The 13,939-nt window shown below is 67.5% G+C and carries 9 protein-coding genes; all 9 read right to left on the bottom strand.

The annotated features are described in order from the left end of the window. Positions 1-70: 70 nt before the first annotated feature. Positions 71-1,450 (bottom strand): condensation domain-containing protein, encoded by a 1,380-nt coding sequence (locus NA11_RS15520; RefSeq protein WP_069162597.1) that lies wholly within the window; start codon positions 1,448-1,450, stop codon positions 71-73. Then, the gene (locus tag NA11_RS15515; protein WP_084654645.1) at positions 1,450-2,904 is read right to left on the bottom strand and encodes a condensation domain-containing protein; all 1,455 of its coding nucleotides are present in this window, start codon (positions 2,902-2,904) and stop codon (positions 1,450-1,452) included. The genes NA11_RS15520 and NA11_RS15515 overlap by 1 nt, the downstream gene beginning before the upstream one ends. Further along, positions 2,898-4,346: a condensation domain-containing protein gene (locus NA11_RS15510; RefSeq protein WP_069162595.1), complete on the bottom strand. Its 1,449-nt coding sequence runs from the start codon at positions 4,344-4,346 to the stop codon at positions 2,898-2,900. The genes NA11_RS15515 and NA11_RS15510 overlap by 7 nt, the downstream gene beginning before the upstream one ends. Before the next feature lie 438 nt (positions 4,347-4,784). Next, complete coding sequence (locus tag NA11_RS15505) at positions 4,785-6,836, bottom strand: CocE/NonD family hydrolase (protein WP_084654644.1); 2,052 nt, start codon at positions 6,834-6,836, stop codon at positions 4,785-4,787. Positions 6,837-7,086: 250 nt separating this feature from the next. After that, on the bottom strand, positions 7,087-8,259 hold the full coding sequence (locus tag NA11_RS15500; protein WP_069162593.1) for a PucR family transcriptional regulator: 1,173 nt from the start codon (positions 8,257-8,259) through the stop codon (positions 7,087-7,089). Positions 8,260-8,278: 19 nt separating this feature from the next. Continuing rightward, positions 8,279-10,084: an AMP-dependent synthetase/ligase gene (locus NA11_RS15495; protein WP_069162592.1), complete on the bottom strand. Its 1,806-nt coding sequence runs from the start codon at positions 10,082-10,084 to the stop codon at positions 8,279-8,281. A 164-nt stretch (positions 10,085-10,248) separates the two neighbouring features. Further along, positions 10,249-11,871, bottom strand: coding sequence for a hypothetical protein (locus NA11_RS15490; protein WP_141717601.1), 1,623 nt, complete (start codon positions 11,869-11,871; stop codon positions 10,249-10,251). Positions 11,872-12,040: 169 nt separating this feature from the next. Continuing rightward, a complete protein-coding gene (locus NA11_RS43860; protein ID WP_084654643.1) occupies positions 12,041-12,982 on the bottom strand; it encodes a DUF4873 domain-containing protein in 942 nt (313 codons plus the stop codon). Further along, entirely contained in the window at positions 12,979-13,878 is a 900-nt protein-coding gene (locus NA11_RS15480; RefSeq protein ID WP_069162590.1) for an AurF N-oxygenase family protein, read from the bottom strand. Before NA11_RS15480 ends, NA11_RS43860 begins: the two co-directional genes overlap by 4 nt. Positions 13,879-13,939 lie beyond the last annotated feature (61 nt).

Here is a 13,939-nt window from a genome sequence, read left to right as displayed (position 1 = left end):
AGACTATCGGGTCGGGCTACTCGAACGTTGTGGTTTGTGGATCGCTGGCGCAGGCTGCGCGGCCGCATGCTCATACCCGTACCGAGATCGCGGCGGACAGGGTTGCGGTGACCCGGTCGAGGAATTCGCCGAGCAGTGCACCCGCGGTGGGTGTCGCAGGATATCTGGTGCGCAACGCGAGCCCCTCATCGGTGCGGGTGAACCACATCTGCACGTCGTCGAGCGGCGCGCTGCGGCTGAACTGGGCCGGATTTCGCGGCACCGTGCGGCTGGTGTCGCTGCGCGAGCCGCCAGGCAGCCACCGATAGTCGGTGTAGGAGACGCTGAACAGATCATGTCTGGTCCGGTGCAGGTCGGCGCCCATCGCGGCGAGCACCCGGTTCGCGGGAACCTGGGCCAGCCGCTGGCCGGACCGGATCGCCTCTTCCGCGCCGCGGGCGGTGGCGCAGAAGTCATGCGCCACCGGGATATGCGCAGGCCCGTTGGAGACCAGCCAGCCGAAGGTGTTGTGGTGTCGCGGTTCCCGGCGGGTGTGCACCGGGAACACCAGATCGGTCCCGGTGCGCCCGCCGAGGTCGGCCGCGGCCAGTGCCACCGCAGCGAGCAGCGCCGCGAACATGGAGTACCCGTCCGCACGCGACTTGCGGTGCAGCGCATCGGTTGCCGTCGCGCCGAGCAGCGGGCGCGCGTCGCAGCCGAACGGCGCGAGCGAGCCTGCCTGCAGGCCGAGATCGAGTGGGAAATGCGGCAGATCGTTGCCTGCGGCGTGCAGGAAGTCGCGCCACGCGCGGATCAGCGGCCCGGTGGCGGCGGCGGGCACCGCGGCCTCGCGGGTCGAATAGGACAGGAAACTCCCGGGTTCCGGCAGTCGGTCGGCGGCGGCTTCGGCACCGTCGACCCCGTCCTCGCAGGCGGCGCGGTAGAGCAGGTCCAGCTCGGCGACCGCGATCGTGATCGACCATGCGTCGCACACCGCGTGATCGAATCCGCAGACAACGGTGGAGGTTTCGTCCCTGGTGACGGCGCCGAGGAAGTACGGCGCGAAGCTGTACGGCGAGCACGCCTCGTCGAGCCTGGCGCCGAGCACCGCACGCAGTTCCTCGGTGCTCGAGGTGCACACGGCCTGCCGCGGCACCAGCCGAATATCGGTGTCGTGCACCACGTGTACCGCTGCGGGGCGGTCCTTGCTCGGCGGCTCGAAGCAGCAGTGCAGGGCGTCGTGGCGCGGCAGCCACACCGAAAACGCGGTGTGCAAGGCGGATTCGTCGATCGGACCCGCGACATCGAAGGTGGCGGCGAGCCAGGTGGTCGGGCCGCCGGCGGCGAGATGGATGGATTGGTTGGAGGTGGCCGGCGTGGCGTCCGGCGTCGGTCCTGGTTCGGCGAGCGCGGTCCACTCGAGCAGGGTTCCCGGTGGCGCGCTCGAGTGTTCGAGAAAGAGCAGCTGCATTATGGCCTCACGAGAGCAGGTCCGGTGGCCGCGAAGTCACCGGTGTGCGCGATGGCGCGCAGGGTGGTGCGAATCTGTCCGAGGTAGTCCGCGGCCGATTTGTGCGCGATCGCGGTGTCGGGGTACATCATCGTGACGTGCAGGCGTTCCAGCTCACGGTTGAACCAGATCGGCGAGGTCTGCCCGATCCGGCTGCGCGAGCCGAGCCCATGGATTTCGGAGATACCTGGTAGAGCGTTTTCCAATGCCGCACCGGACATCGCGCGCATGTCCAGGTAAGACACCCACGGCCAGTCGGTGGTGACCGGCAGCGGTGCCCCGGTGAGCTGGGCGGCCCGTTCCAGTGCGGCATGGATCGGGACATTCGACAGCGGCTTGGCCCAGTCCAAGGCGACGCCTGCCCGGCCGATCACCTCGGTGAACCGGTGTGCGCCTTCGAGATCGAACGCGATCGGGATCAGGTTGATGAACCAGCCCTGGGCGAGCTGATACTGCGGCGCGCTCCTGGTTCCGACCACGTTCATGCCGAGATAGCTTGTCCGGCCCGCGAATTCGAGCTCGGCCAGGGCCACGGCGGCGTAGAGCCCCGCGGAGAACGAACCGCCCGCCGCCTTGCATGCGTCGGCGAACGCGTCGATCTCGGCCGCGTCGAGCATGTCGACCTTGGTGCCGAAGCTGTCGGCGAGCTCGCCGGGCGCCAGGCCGAGCTCGATCGGCAGCGGGCGGACCCGCTGCGCGTTCTCGGCGAGCAGCTCGGCCAGTCGCGCCAACTCCGCAGGCTGTGCGGCCACCGCGGCGCGCTCGGCCTTCGCGAACTCGACGTAACTGCCGACCGGCGGGAGCGCAGGCTCCTGGCCGGTGCTGAACGCGGCGTACAGCGCGTGGAACTCGAGCAGGGACGTGAGCACCGACATGCCGTCGGTGAACGCGTGGTCGGCGCTGTAGACCACCGTGAAGCCGTCCGCGCCGTGATCGATCGCGCAGCAGACGATCGCGGGCCAGCGCGTCGGATCGGCGTTGGCCTTGAACTTCGCGACCAGGGCGTCGCGGAGGTCGCCGCTGTCGGTGAAGGTGGCGACGGTATGGGTTTCCAGATCGACCGCCGCCGGGTCGAGCAGGTACCTGGTCAGCGCGAACCTGCCGTCGGTCTCGTCGATCCGGAACCACGAGCGCAGGGTCTCGTGGCGCTGCAGGAACGCGATGTAGGTGCGGCGCAACGCCTCTGCGTCGAACGGGCGCGCGACGGTGAAGCAGAACGAGAGCTCGGAGGCGAGCGGGTCCTCGGTCTGCCTGCGCGCCGACCAGCGGCGGATATGGGATTCCTGCAGGTAGGTCGCGGGAACATCGGAGGGAGCCGTGGTTGCGGTGGCCGCTTTGCTCGCGGCGGTGGTGGTGAACTCGACGAGCACGCCCGGCTTCGGCTGCCAATCTTCGGTGAGGGTCATCTCTACCATGACAGCGGCGCTCCTTCGATCGGGCGGATTCGTGCGTCCCCGTAGCGGGTGAACTCGGCAAGCAGATCCCGCATGCGCAGCACATGCCGGTGGATATCGCGGGTCGCCTTGGTGGTGCCCGGATACCGCATGTTGAGCGTCACGCCCATCGGCGTGCGCACGAACCAGAAGAAGAATTCGGTGGGGGAGACGTTGCGGCTGCGCAGCCAGCGGGTGTCGGTGTCGAGCCAGGTCGACGCGGACGGCGCGGAGCGAATGTCCATGTAGGACACCATGAACGAGATGCGCGGCCAGGTGCCGAGCAACTCGCACACCCTGGCGAACGGCACCGTCGCCGCGCTGCGGGTGCGCCGCAGTTCCTGGCCTGCCGGGGTGATCAGTTCCGAAAGATTGCGGGCGACACCGCAATCGAGCTGGAACGGAGCGAGCCCGACGAACCAGCCGAGCGTTTCCGCCCACTGCGGATCGGTGCGGGTGTGCAGCGGGATCACCGTGCGGAAGTCGCGGCCCGCACCGAGTTCGGTGGTGGTCACCGCGAAGGCGGCGAGTAGCGCGGCGAACAGGCCCTGGCCTTGTTCGCGTGCGACGGCCGCCGCGGCGTCGGCGGCGTCGGCGTCGAGCACCTCGACCGACAGGTTGCGCTGCGAGACGCGGCGCGGTGCCGCCTCGGCGGGATCTGTGGTTTCGATCGGTGCCGCGGCGACCTTGCTGAGCGTGCCGCAGGGGAGGGTGTTTTCGGTGTGCTCAGGGAAGAACATGCGCCAGGTGTCGACCGCGGGGTCCGCGGCCGTCGTGCTGATGGCGCGGGTGCGCTCGTCCTGGCTGAAGTCGACGTAGCTGCCGGTCTCGAGCAGCCGCGCGGTTTCTCCCGTGCGGGCAGCAATGTAGAGCGCGTGCAGCTCGCCGCCGGTCGAGACGGTCGAGTAGCCGTCCATGATCGAGTGGTCGGCGCCGAAGACGACGGTGAAGCCGTCTCGGTTCGCGATGGTCACGCAGACGTAGGACGGCCAGCGCAGCGGCGAGGTTCCGTCGTCGAGCAGACCCTGGACCAGGCGATAGGTCGCCATCGTCGAGGTCGGTGCGCCCGCGTCGGACGGCTGGACCCGGATTTCACCGGGCGGCAAGGTGTATCTGGCCGGTCGGCCGCCCTCGATGGTGACGTGCGTGCGCAATCCTTCGTGCCGGTCGATCCAGGTGTCGAGCGCGGTGCGCCATGCTTGTGGATCGAGCGGTTCGTCGATCTGGAAGACGTGGCCGAGCCAGTAGTGCCGATGATCTCGTATTCGGCTGTGCTCCACCGCATCTCGAAGATGATGCTCGTGATTATAGGAAACGGCGCGAGTATCTCGCGGCCAATCGGCCCAGTGCGATGTGGCTGTCGGGAGCCACTCGATCACCCGGCCGCTCGGCAACGGATAGTCGGCCAGTTCGATGAATTCCATGACACACCTTCAGCTGCCCATCGGCAATACCCATGCGCGGTAGGGCAATTGCCGATCCGAAATGGTGACAAGAATTTCGGCCTGCATCCGAGAACTTTGTCCGATCGTGTCCAGGGACGTCATCGTCGGACCGGGACAGGGAAACTTTAGAAGAAATTTGATCAGAATGTGACGGTGAGCTGGATCACCGATATTTGCCGCAGAAACGCGGACAACGACGTTGCGGGCGGCGCAATACGCGAATATACCGCCGCTGCCAGCGCGGATGTGAAACGCTTAATGTTCAGGTAGCTGATAGCTTGCTGGATAATGTGTCTCAATGCACCTGGTATTCATCCCAGGTTTCCATGATCTTTACAGGTCCCGGTGTTGATCGGGGCTTAAACGTGACTTGCAACCCACCCCCGGGCCGGGGTATTCCGGCCCGGGGTGCGCGCCTCAGCCGCCGAATGCGGACGCCGGTGCCAGCGGAACGATGAGACTCGATGGACGAGCAGCGTCTCGGTGGATCTGCTGGGACGAGCCGACCAGCCTGGGCAGGTCCGTCGGGATGGGCATGGTCGACGGGAAGGTGCCGCTCGTAATCCGAAGGCGCAGTGCGTGTCCCGGCTCCAGTCGGTAGAAGGTCGGGCGGAGTTTGACCTCCAGCCTGGCCACCTCGCCCGGCGTCAGGAGCTGCTCGGTGTCCTTGCGGACCACGTGCTCCGGCGCGTAGACGGTGCCATCGGCCGCACGCCAGGTCTTCTCGTCGTTCAGGGTGCGCTGGCTGGCCAGCTGCGAGCCGCCGGTGATGTTCACCGCCGTCCCGTCCGGCGCCACGTCGTCAAGCCACACTTGAAACGCGGCATCGGTACTGGTCGAGGATGCATGCAGGATGACGCTGCTCGGACCGGCCAGCACGGTCGGCTCGGCCACCGGGTCCATCGTGTAGCGACGGCCTGCGACAGGCTCCTGCACCCATTCCGTGCACGGGTTGTAGGCAGTGAACAGCCGGAACAGGAAATCGAACAGGCCTGCGCTGTACTGGCCGAGGCTCTGTCGGTTGCAGAGGGTGTCGATGCCGCTGTAGTCGAGCCGATCGGCGGCATTGTCGATCGACGGCGGCTGCGCGACCAGACGGTCGCCGTCGAAGTACCGCTGGTGAATGCTCGCCTGCTCGAACGGGTATCGCGAGGTAGCGACGGCCATATTGTTCGGGTCGATCACGTGCAGCGGATTGTCTGTTTTGTCAATTCCATTCGGAATGTCTTTAAGCCATCGATCGAACCACGCCAGGGTGATCATGTCGGTGTCCATCCTCGAACCTGGCCCGAAACCGAGACCGACGTGGTACCACGGGCCCATCAGCAGCTGGAACCGGCCGTCGGCAGCCTGGTCTTTCGCCATCGGCGCGAACTGATCCCGGCCCGCCGCGATGTTCTGCAGCTGGGAGTAGTTGCGCCACGGGCCTTCCTGGTACAGATCCCAGAGGCCGCCGACCTGGTACATGGCGATGCCGTTGTCGACCACCTTGCGCAGATCGGTCTCGAAACGCCGGTCCTGCCACCACTGACCGTCGTAGGCCAGCGGGCCGCCGCCGTACGCCTCGAACAGCAGCTTGATCGTGCTGTCGGAGGACACCGCCGCCTGCAGATGGTCGCCGAGGGATTTGAGGAACAGCTGCGGCGAGACCGCCGCGGTCAGGAACGGGCCGATCAGGCTGAGGTAGGGCACCAGCACCGAGATGGCGGTGAGCAGGATCGGGCTCATCATGCCGTCGTGCCCGAGCACCTCGTTGAAGATGTTGTTGGGCATGGCCATCGGCACGATCGCCTTCAACGGCGAACCGGGCGCGACCGATTGGGCCGTGCGCAACGCCGACAGCGCGGGGAACGAGTACCCGTACATGCCGACCTTGCCGTTGGCGCCGGGCAGCTTCGCCGCCCAGTCGACCAGCTGCGCGCCGTCGAGGCCGTCCTGCTGCGAGGCCGGATTCCACGCGCCGGTCGAGCCGCCGGTGCCGCGCACGTCGGCGATCACCTCGATGTAGCCGCGGCGCACCAGCATGTCCTGAGCGCTGGTGGCCTGGTTGATGATTCGGCGCGCATCCTTCAGGTGGTCGGGCAGCGGGATGTGCAGCGTGTCCACCACGCCGGTGACCGCAGCGGCGAGCGCGCTCGACACCGCACCGTAGGTGGTGAAGTTGACGACGACCGGGAACTCGCCCGCCGCGCGCTGCCCGGTGGCCGGGTCGGTCGGATAGCGCACCTCGGTCTGCAGCTGGGTGCCGTCGGAGAGCGGGACGATATTGCCGAGTTCGTAGGCGATGCCGTAGCGCTCCGGCGTCGGCTGATAGTCGGCGGGCACGCCGAAGTTGGCTGGCGCGTTGGGAACCGGACCCGAGGTCGGGACCGCCTGCGCGGCGGGAGCGAGCTGGATGAGCAAGCCGACGGCCGTGAGGGCGGCGATCGTCACGGTGCGCGAGGGCCGCGCCCGGGAAACAATTCTCAACTACCTGAACCTTTGCTGGCGAGGGTGGAAGCCGGGCCGCGAGCTACCCGTCCGCCGGTCGATACCGCGGATCGAGTGCCGAAACGGGCGCACTCGGGTCCGGATTGTGTCCGGACGTGCGAGGGCAACGCCTGACTTCGTTGTCGTCATTCAGCACAACGCATAGCCGGGGTGCCGCGACACGGGCAATCCGCCAGCCGGAACGACGATCGATTGGGAAAGTAACTAAAAGGTGTTGGCTACGTGAGGGTTACGGGGCGAAGGAGGCAGATTCGAGGCGCCTGGCCAGCCGTGCGGCGGACAAGGTCATCGCGTCGGCGGGGCGGTGCGGGTCGAGCCCGGTCAGCTCGTGCACGCGAGAAAGCCGGTAGGTCACCGTGTTTCGGTGCACGTTGAGCTGCCTGGCCGTCGCCAGCTGGTTGAAGCCGCTGTCGACGAACACCTCGAGCGTCTCGGCGAGCATCGGCTGCGCGTCGAGCGGCGCGAGCACCGACGCCAGGCCAGGCCTGGCCGCGTCGCTCACCGCCACCGTGTACTCGAACTGCAGATCCTGTCTGCGGCACAGTATTTCGCGCCGGACCAGGCATCGGCCGAGCTCGGCGAGCACCCGCGCCTCGGCGTTCATGACCGGGATCGCATCCTTGCTGCGCGCCGCGCCGACGCCGACCCAGTACGGTGGCGGCTCGCTCGGCTCCTGCGCGGGCAGTCGCGCGGTGAGCGCGGACAGCGTGGCCGAGCCGTCGTCGCCGGGTTGCAGCGGGATGAGGGCGGTCCAGCCGCCCGCGTCCAGCCGCAGGAACACCCCGGGAATCGCCTCGACCCGGTGCCGCAGCGCCGAGGCGGGGCCGCCACGGGTGCCGCACAGGCGGAACACCGCGACAAGGAAGGCATCCGCCACCGGAATCACCGGATCGTTCGCCCACTCCACCGGGTCGCGCCCGGTGAGCAGCGCGTCGGCGATCCCGCGCCTGCGCTCGAGCAGCTCCCAGCGGGGGTCGTGCACCCGCTGGGTGGCCGCGGTGGCGATCCGGGAGGTGACCAGCGTGACGTACTGCAGCAGCAGCAACGACGCATCGAACAGCAGCTCACGCTCGGCCGGGGTGGCCGAGGCGCGTAACCGCTCCCAGATGAACGTCGCGCCGAATCGATAACGTTCGAGCACCTCGGGCAGCGGGGTGCCGTCGCGCAGTCGATCCATCGCGAGCTCGACGAGTTCCCTGGTGTCTTCCTCCGAAGGTTCCTCGCCGCGGCGCAGGTATTCGAAGAACAGGTCGACGTTGAGCTTGGTGCCGCGGGCGAAATCGGTCTCCACGAGGGATTGCGGCAGCCGCTGGTACGGCGGCAGCGCGGCGTAGAACCCGTCTAGCATCGACGCGGTCCGCCGGTGCAGATCGTCGAACACCCGTGTCCGCGATGGCATCATGCTGGTCTTCTTCCCGGACTTATGTCGAGTACAGAGCTTCGATGGTATCCGTGTAATGGCTGGCTATGGGCTTGCGCTTGAGTTTGCCGGTGGCGGTCAGGTAGTCGCTGCCGTTCTCCCAGACTTCGGGAAGCACGATGTACTTCTTGATCTGTTCGACTCTGGACAGCTTGTTGTTCGCGGCCGCGACGCCCTCTTCGATCGCGGCCAGGATCACCGGGTCCTCGGACAGCTCGGCGACCGTGGTGCCCGCCAGGTTGTGCCGCGTGGCGAACGCGGCAGCCAGGTCGGGGTCGAGCACGATCAGCGCCGTGTTGTAGGAGCGCTGCTCGCCGATCGCGACCACTGCGCCGATCAGGGAGCAGTTGTCGGTGATCGTATTCTCGATGTTGGCGGGCGACATGTTCTTGCCCGCCGCGTTGATGATGAGCTCCTTCTTCCTGTCGATGATCGACAGGTAGCCATCCTCATCAATGGTGCCGATATCGCCGGTGTGCAGCCACCCGTCGCTATCGATCGCCTCCGCGGTCTTGGCCGGATCGCCACGATAGCCGCGCATCACCATCTTGCCCCGGATCAGCACCTCGCCGTCGTCGGCCAGGCTGACCTCGGCGCCGGGCAGCGGGGTGCCGACCGTACCGATCTTGATCCGCTCGGGTCCGTTGAGGGTGGCGCCCGCGGTGCACTCGCTCATGCCGTAGCCCTCACACAGCGGCAGCCCGAGCCCGATGAAGAACTCGTGCACCTCCGGCGGGATGGCGATCGAGCCGGTGACCGCGACCCGGACCTTGTCCAAGCCGAGGCGCTCCAGGATGGACGCGAGCACCAGGCGTACGGCGAGCCGATGCTGGAGCTTGTCGAACGCGCCGAGGGCGACACCGTCGGAGTCGGCCCGCGCCTTCTTACGCCCGACACCGATCGCCCAGTGGATCAGGCGGCGCTTGACCGGGCTCTCGGCGGCGAACCGTTCCTCCAGTGCGCCTTTGACTTTCACCCACACCCGGGGCACGCCGAGGAACACGCTCGGATGCACCTCGGCCAAAGCCGCTGCGACCTGCTTGAAGTCGGGGACGGTGGTGATCTGGCAGCCCTCGAGCATGGTCAGGTAATGCGCGAACCAGCGGTTCGCGGCGTGCGCGTCGGGGAGGTAGGAGATCACCCGGTCCTCGGGGCCGCCGCCGCCGAATTGTTCGAGGACGCGGGCGTTTTCGATGAAGTTGGTGTGGGTGAGCTCGACACCCTTCGGCGGGCCGGTGGTGCCGGAGGTGTAGACGATGGTGAGCAGGTCCTCGGGCTTGACGGCCTGCCAGGTTGCGTCGAAATCGAAATCCTCCGACGCGCCCTGTTCGACATCGGGCAGCGCGATCGTGCCCTCGGGCGCCTCGTCCACGCAGATCACGTGCTCGACGTGGCAGCCGTTCGCGGCCGCCTTCGCCACCGCCTCCAAGACGCGAGGCACGAACTGGCGCTCGCAGATCACGACCTTGTTCCCCGCGTTGCCGAACTGATAGACGAGCAGCTCGACCGGATTGGTGTTGTAGACCGAGAACGGTGTCGCGCCTGCGTGCAGGACGGCGGTGTCGCAGAGGTGGAATTCGGGGCGGTTGGTCAGCATCAGCGCCACCGTGTCGCCGGAACCGACGCCGAGCGCGGCGAGGCCGGTGGCGATGGCACGCACCCGGTCGCCGTACTGGCGCCAAGTGATCGAGATGTCCCCGCCGAGCGTGCGCAGCGCGACCGCGTCGGGGTATTTCGCGACATTTGACTGGAACGCCGCACATAACGTCTCCGGGCGGGCCTGCGCCGGGACTGTCGATGAAACCAAGACCTGAACCTCTGCTTGTGAAGGGCTGAGGTCAAACGGGTCCGGGTGGGGACGCGGATGACCTCATCGTCGCCTTTAAGCACAACGCATGAGTCGGTGCGCGCGCTAGCGGCAAACGCGCAGAGTGTGTCGCAGGACATTGTGCATCTGACCAAATTCGCCTCTCAGTTGCAGGCCGGCCACGAACCCGGGGTGTCGAGTGGTAGCGGGGGCGCGGCCATGGTGGTCGCGGTCACCGGAGTGAAGCAGTTCTGGCCTGCGCTGCCGAGGCGGCCGCCGCCGAAATCGAGGACCGAATCGGGGCCGAGGGTGCCGCCGGACCGGCCGAGGGTGATCGGCCCTGCGAAGCGTGAGCGTTCGATCTTGCCGGTCAGCCCGGCCAGGTCGCCGACGGTGCGGACGTGCAGGTCGGCGACGGCGGTCTCGGCGACGGAGGTATCCGCAATGTCCACTTTCATGGTGTGTTTTGCAGGCGCTGGGCCGTCGGGCGAATAGGCGTAGACGCCGATGCCGTCGGCGCTGCAACGGTTCAACCTGGCGTTGCGCAAGGTGAGCGCCGTGGTGTTGTCGCGGCCGAAGCTGGCCGAGAACAGGCAGGTGCCGAGGTTGCCTGGGACCATCGGGTTCAGTGCTGCTGCAGGGAAGCTGGAGCCCGAGGCGGTCAATCCGTCGATGGTCATCACGTGGCGCGCGCCCTCGGCGCTGAGGTTCAGGTTCTCCACGATGTCGCCGGGCACATCGAGGAACTCGCTGTTGGTGAGCGTGACCTCGCTGTCCGGCGTGCCGTTGCTGGTGACGAATTCGATGCCGTTGGCGGAGAAGTGGCCGCCGCCGTGTCGATAGCTGTTGCGGTCGATGGTGATTCGCATGCGGGACCGCTCGGCGGCGTTGATGAACAGGCCCTCGCTGTCGGCGGCGGCATTGAGGTGGTCGTTGTCCGGCAGCGCGATGTTGCGCTGGGTGTTGCCGCGCACGGTGGCGGTGAGCGAGGAGGTTCCGGTGCTCTGCATGCCCATGGCGAGCACCGAGAGTTTGGCGAGGCCCTGGTTGATGTTCTCGGTCAGGTTGTCGGCGAGGGTGGCCGTCACCCGGGCGGTGCCGGTGGTGCGGACGTCGATGCCGTCGCCGCAGGGGGTGTCGCGCACCGTGTTTCGCTCGATGGTGAGGGCGCCTGCACCGATATCGGAGTCGATCATGATGCCTGCCCAGCCGTTGTTCAGCCCGACCAGATTCGGGGCCACCGGGAGCGACATGCCGAACGGAACGCCGAGCATCGGCGGGAAGGGTTGCACGATGAAGCCGTCGTGGCAGGCGCGGTTCGTTGCGGTGACGGTGTTGCCCGAGACCACCGTCGTTCCGACGTTGCGGCCGTAGATGCCGCCGCGCTGGGCGCTGGTGACGGTGAGATCGCGGACCTCGGTGTCCGGCGCGAGGCGCACGGCATCGCCGTCGTTGGCCGGGGTGGTATTCGCAATGGCCGCAACGCTTCCCGGTGCCACCCGGCCGACCAGTCGCTGGCCTTGTTTGAGGGCGATGCCGCCGTCCAGGGGTGGCGTGCCGAGCGGTGCGGGGAGCACCACGATCGTGTCGCCTGCGCCCGAGGCCTGCTGTACTGCCTGCAGGGTGTTGAAAGGAGCTGTCTCCGTGCCATTTCCGCCTGCCTGCGCCGCTGCGGTCACGTACCAGGTCTGCCCGGGAGCTGCGGCGGCGTACGTCGGAGCGGTGGCGACGATGAGCGCGCAGCACAGCACGCTCACCGCGGTACACCGCGGCGGAGACAATCTCATGGGGGCCTTCCGGATCATGCGGTGCCGTGCACCTGCGTGTGATCCAGCCCACCCCATCGGCCGACTGCGCGGTATCGGCAGAATGCCGAACGTGGTGGCGAATGTTTGTGCCGATGCCCGGATCGCGCGGTGCGAATCGCGGAATCGCGTTCGCCCCGCCACGATTCGCTCAGTGCGCTGGCACAGACTCCAGCGGGAACGGTGGAGCGCCGATGCCGACGATGCGGACGTTGCCCCATGGGTCGCGTTCTTGGAGTCGGCCCGCCGTCGGGTGGTGGCCCGGCAAGGTGAGCAGCACCTCGGCGCGGCCGGGATCGGGTAGCGCGGCGCCGTCGTCCGTGCTGATCCGGCCGTACCAGTGATAGCGGCCGTCGATCGGATCGGCGTGCCCGCTCAGCGTGACGGTGACCGGCAACAGTGAGCCGGGGGCGTCGAGCATGGCCGGGCCCGAATACTCGTGGGCCGGTTCGCGATCCGCGGCGACGGTGAGGTCGTAGTGGCCCGGGTCGGGCTTGCGTATCGCGCGGCGGTAGGAGATCCGCGCGCCGGGCAGGCGCAGGCGGCGGTGGAACTCGTGCTGCACGGCGGCGCGGGCCTCGATCCTGGTGCTCGAGGTCCGGCGCAGCAGCTCGATGCACTGACGGACATAGCGAGCCTGTGCCTTGACCAGGAAGGCGATCGAGTGGTGTTCGCCGCCGGAGTCCTGGCCGAGCATCGAGAACATGTTGGGGCAGCCGTGCGTGGCGACGCCGAGAAACGCCGCGGTGTCGTTCCGCCATTCGTGCTGCAGCGTAAGGCCGTTGGCGGCAAGCAGGACCACCCGCGGTCGCAGGCGCTTACCGTCGGCGAGCCCGACAGTCCAGCGATCGTCCGCGTCGTCGAAGTCCAGCGTGACCACCTCAGCCCGCAGCCGCAGGTGCTGGTGCAGCCGGTGTTTGTCGATGGTGCGGCGCGGATCGTCTGCGGTGTCGGCCTTCTCGACAATGACGAAGTCGTCGATGCTTGCCGTGCGCAGCTCGACGGCCAGCTCGAGGCCGGCGAAACCGGCACCGACAATGACGATTTCGGGCGTGCCCACGGCAATCGTCGTCTGTTCGTTGCGCCGGCTCATGCCAGCAGTCCGCGCTTGCGCCAGATCCACTCGCCGATCGGCCCGATCAGGCCCTGCTTCTGCAGGAACACACCGAGATTCACGGCGCCGGAGCCCAGTACCCGCTTCGCCTCCGGGTTGTGCACGGCAATGCGCCTGGCCTCGCGGCCGTCCAGACCGGCGCGGGTGTACATGTGCCGGTTGGTGAGCAGATAGACGAACAGCGGTGCGGCGATCGCGACACACAGCCTGGTGTAAGCCAATTCGGCCCGGGACATGGTCGGCACCATGCGGGCGAGCGCGTCCCTGGCGAAGCCGATGTGGCGCGCCTCCTCGGTGACGTGGATGCGCATCGCGCGCGACACCAAGGGCTGCAGTTCGGGATCGTCGAGGGTGCGGCGCTGCACCGCGTCGAAGATCTCCTCGCCGACCAGCGCGCCGACCCAGGTCATGGCGCCGCGCAGGAAAAGCGGCAACACGCCGATGGCCAGCCTGCCCGCCGGGCGCGGCCAGTACGGGCGCGCCTCGATGCGGTCGATCAGCTTGCCGAACATCATCATGTGCCTGCACTCGTCGCCCATTTCGATGAGCGTGTAGTGCGAGTGCCTGGTGGTGGGGTCGTCAGCGAGCAGTTCGCGCAGCAGCAGCCGATTGAGCAGGTTCTCGAACCAGATGCCGACCGAGAGCACGTTCGCCAGTTCCTGGCGGGACAGTTCGCGGCGCTGCTGCGGGGTCATCGAATCCCAGAGCGCCGTGCCGTACAGCGAAACCACTTCCGCGGGGAGGAAGAGTTTGTCCGGGTCAAGCGGTGCGTCCCAGTCCATATCGACCACGGGGTCATAGGACTTCTTCACCGACCCGGTCAATAGGCGCTGTGCGAACGATTCTTCGGGGATCAGTGCGGCCTCGTTGCCCATGACTGCTCTCCAACTCCGTCGTGTAACCGATACAAGCCGTCACACTCAGATTAGTGAGACA

This window comes from Nocardia altamirensis NBRC 108246, from assembly GCF_001612685.1.
GTDB lineage: Bacteria > Actinomycetota > Actinomycetes > Mycobacteriales > Mycobacteriaceae > Nocardia > Nocardia altamirensis.
This window is presented reverse-complemented; position numbering and strand designations above follow the sequence as displayed.

Coding starts and splice junctions, on each gene's coding strand:
- NA11_RS15520 (WP_069162597.1), bottom strand. CDS start 1,450: ATGCAGCTGCTCTTTCTCGAACACTCGAGCGCGCCACCGGGAACCCTG.
- NA11_RS15515 (WP_084654645.1), bottom strand. CDS start 2,904: ATGGTAGAGATGACCCTCACCGAAGATTGGCAGCCGAAGCCGGGCGTG.
- NA11_RS15510 (WP_069162595.1), bottom strand. CDS start 4,346: ATGGAATTCATCGAACTGGCCGACTATCCGTTGCCGAGCGGCCGGGTG.
- NA11_RS15500 (WP_069162593.1), bottom strand. CDS start 8,259: ATGATGCCATCGCGGACACGGGTGTTCGACGATCTGCACCGGCGGACC.
- NA11_RS15490 (WP_141717601.1), bottom strand. CDS start 11,871: ATGAGATTGTCTCCGCCGCGGTGTACCGCGGTGAGCGTGCTGTGCTGC.
- NA11_RS43860 (WP_084654643.1), bottom strand. CDS start 12,982: ATGAGCCGGCGCAACGAACAGACGACGATTGCCGTGGGCACGCCCGAA.
- NA11_RS15480 (WP_069162590.1), bottom strand. CDS start 13,878: ATGGGCAACGAGGCCGCACTGATCCCCGAAGAATCGTTCGCACAGCGC.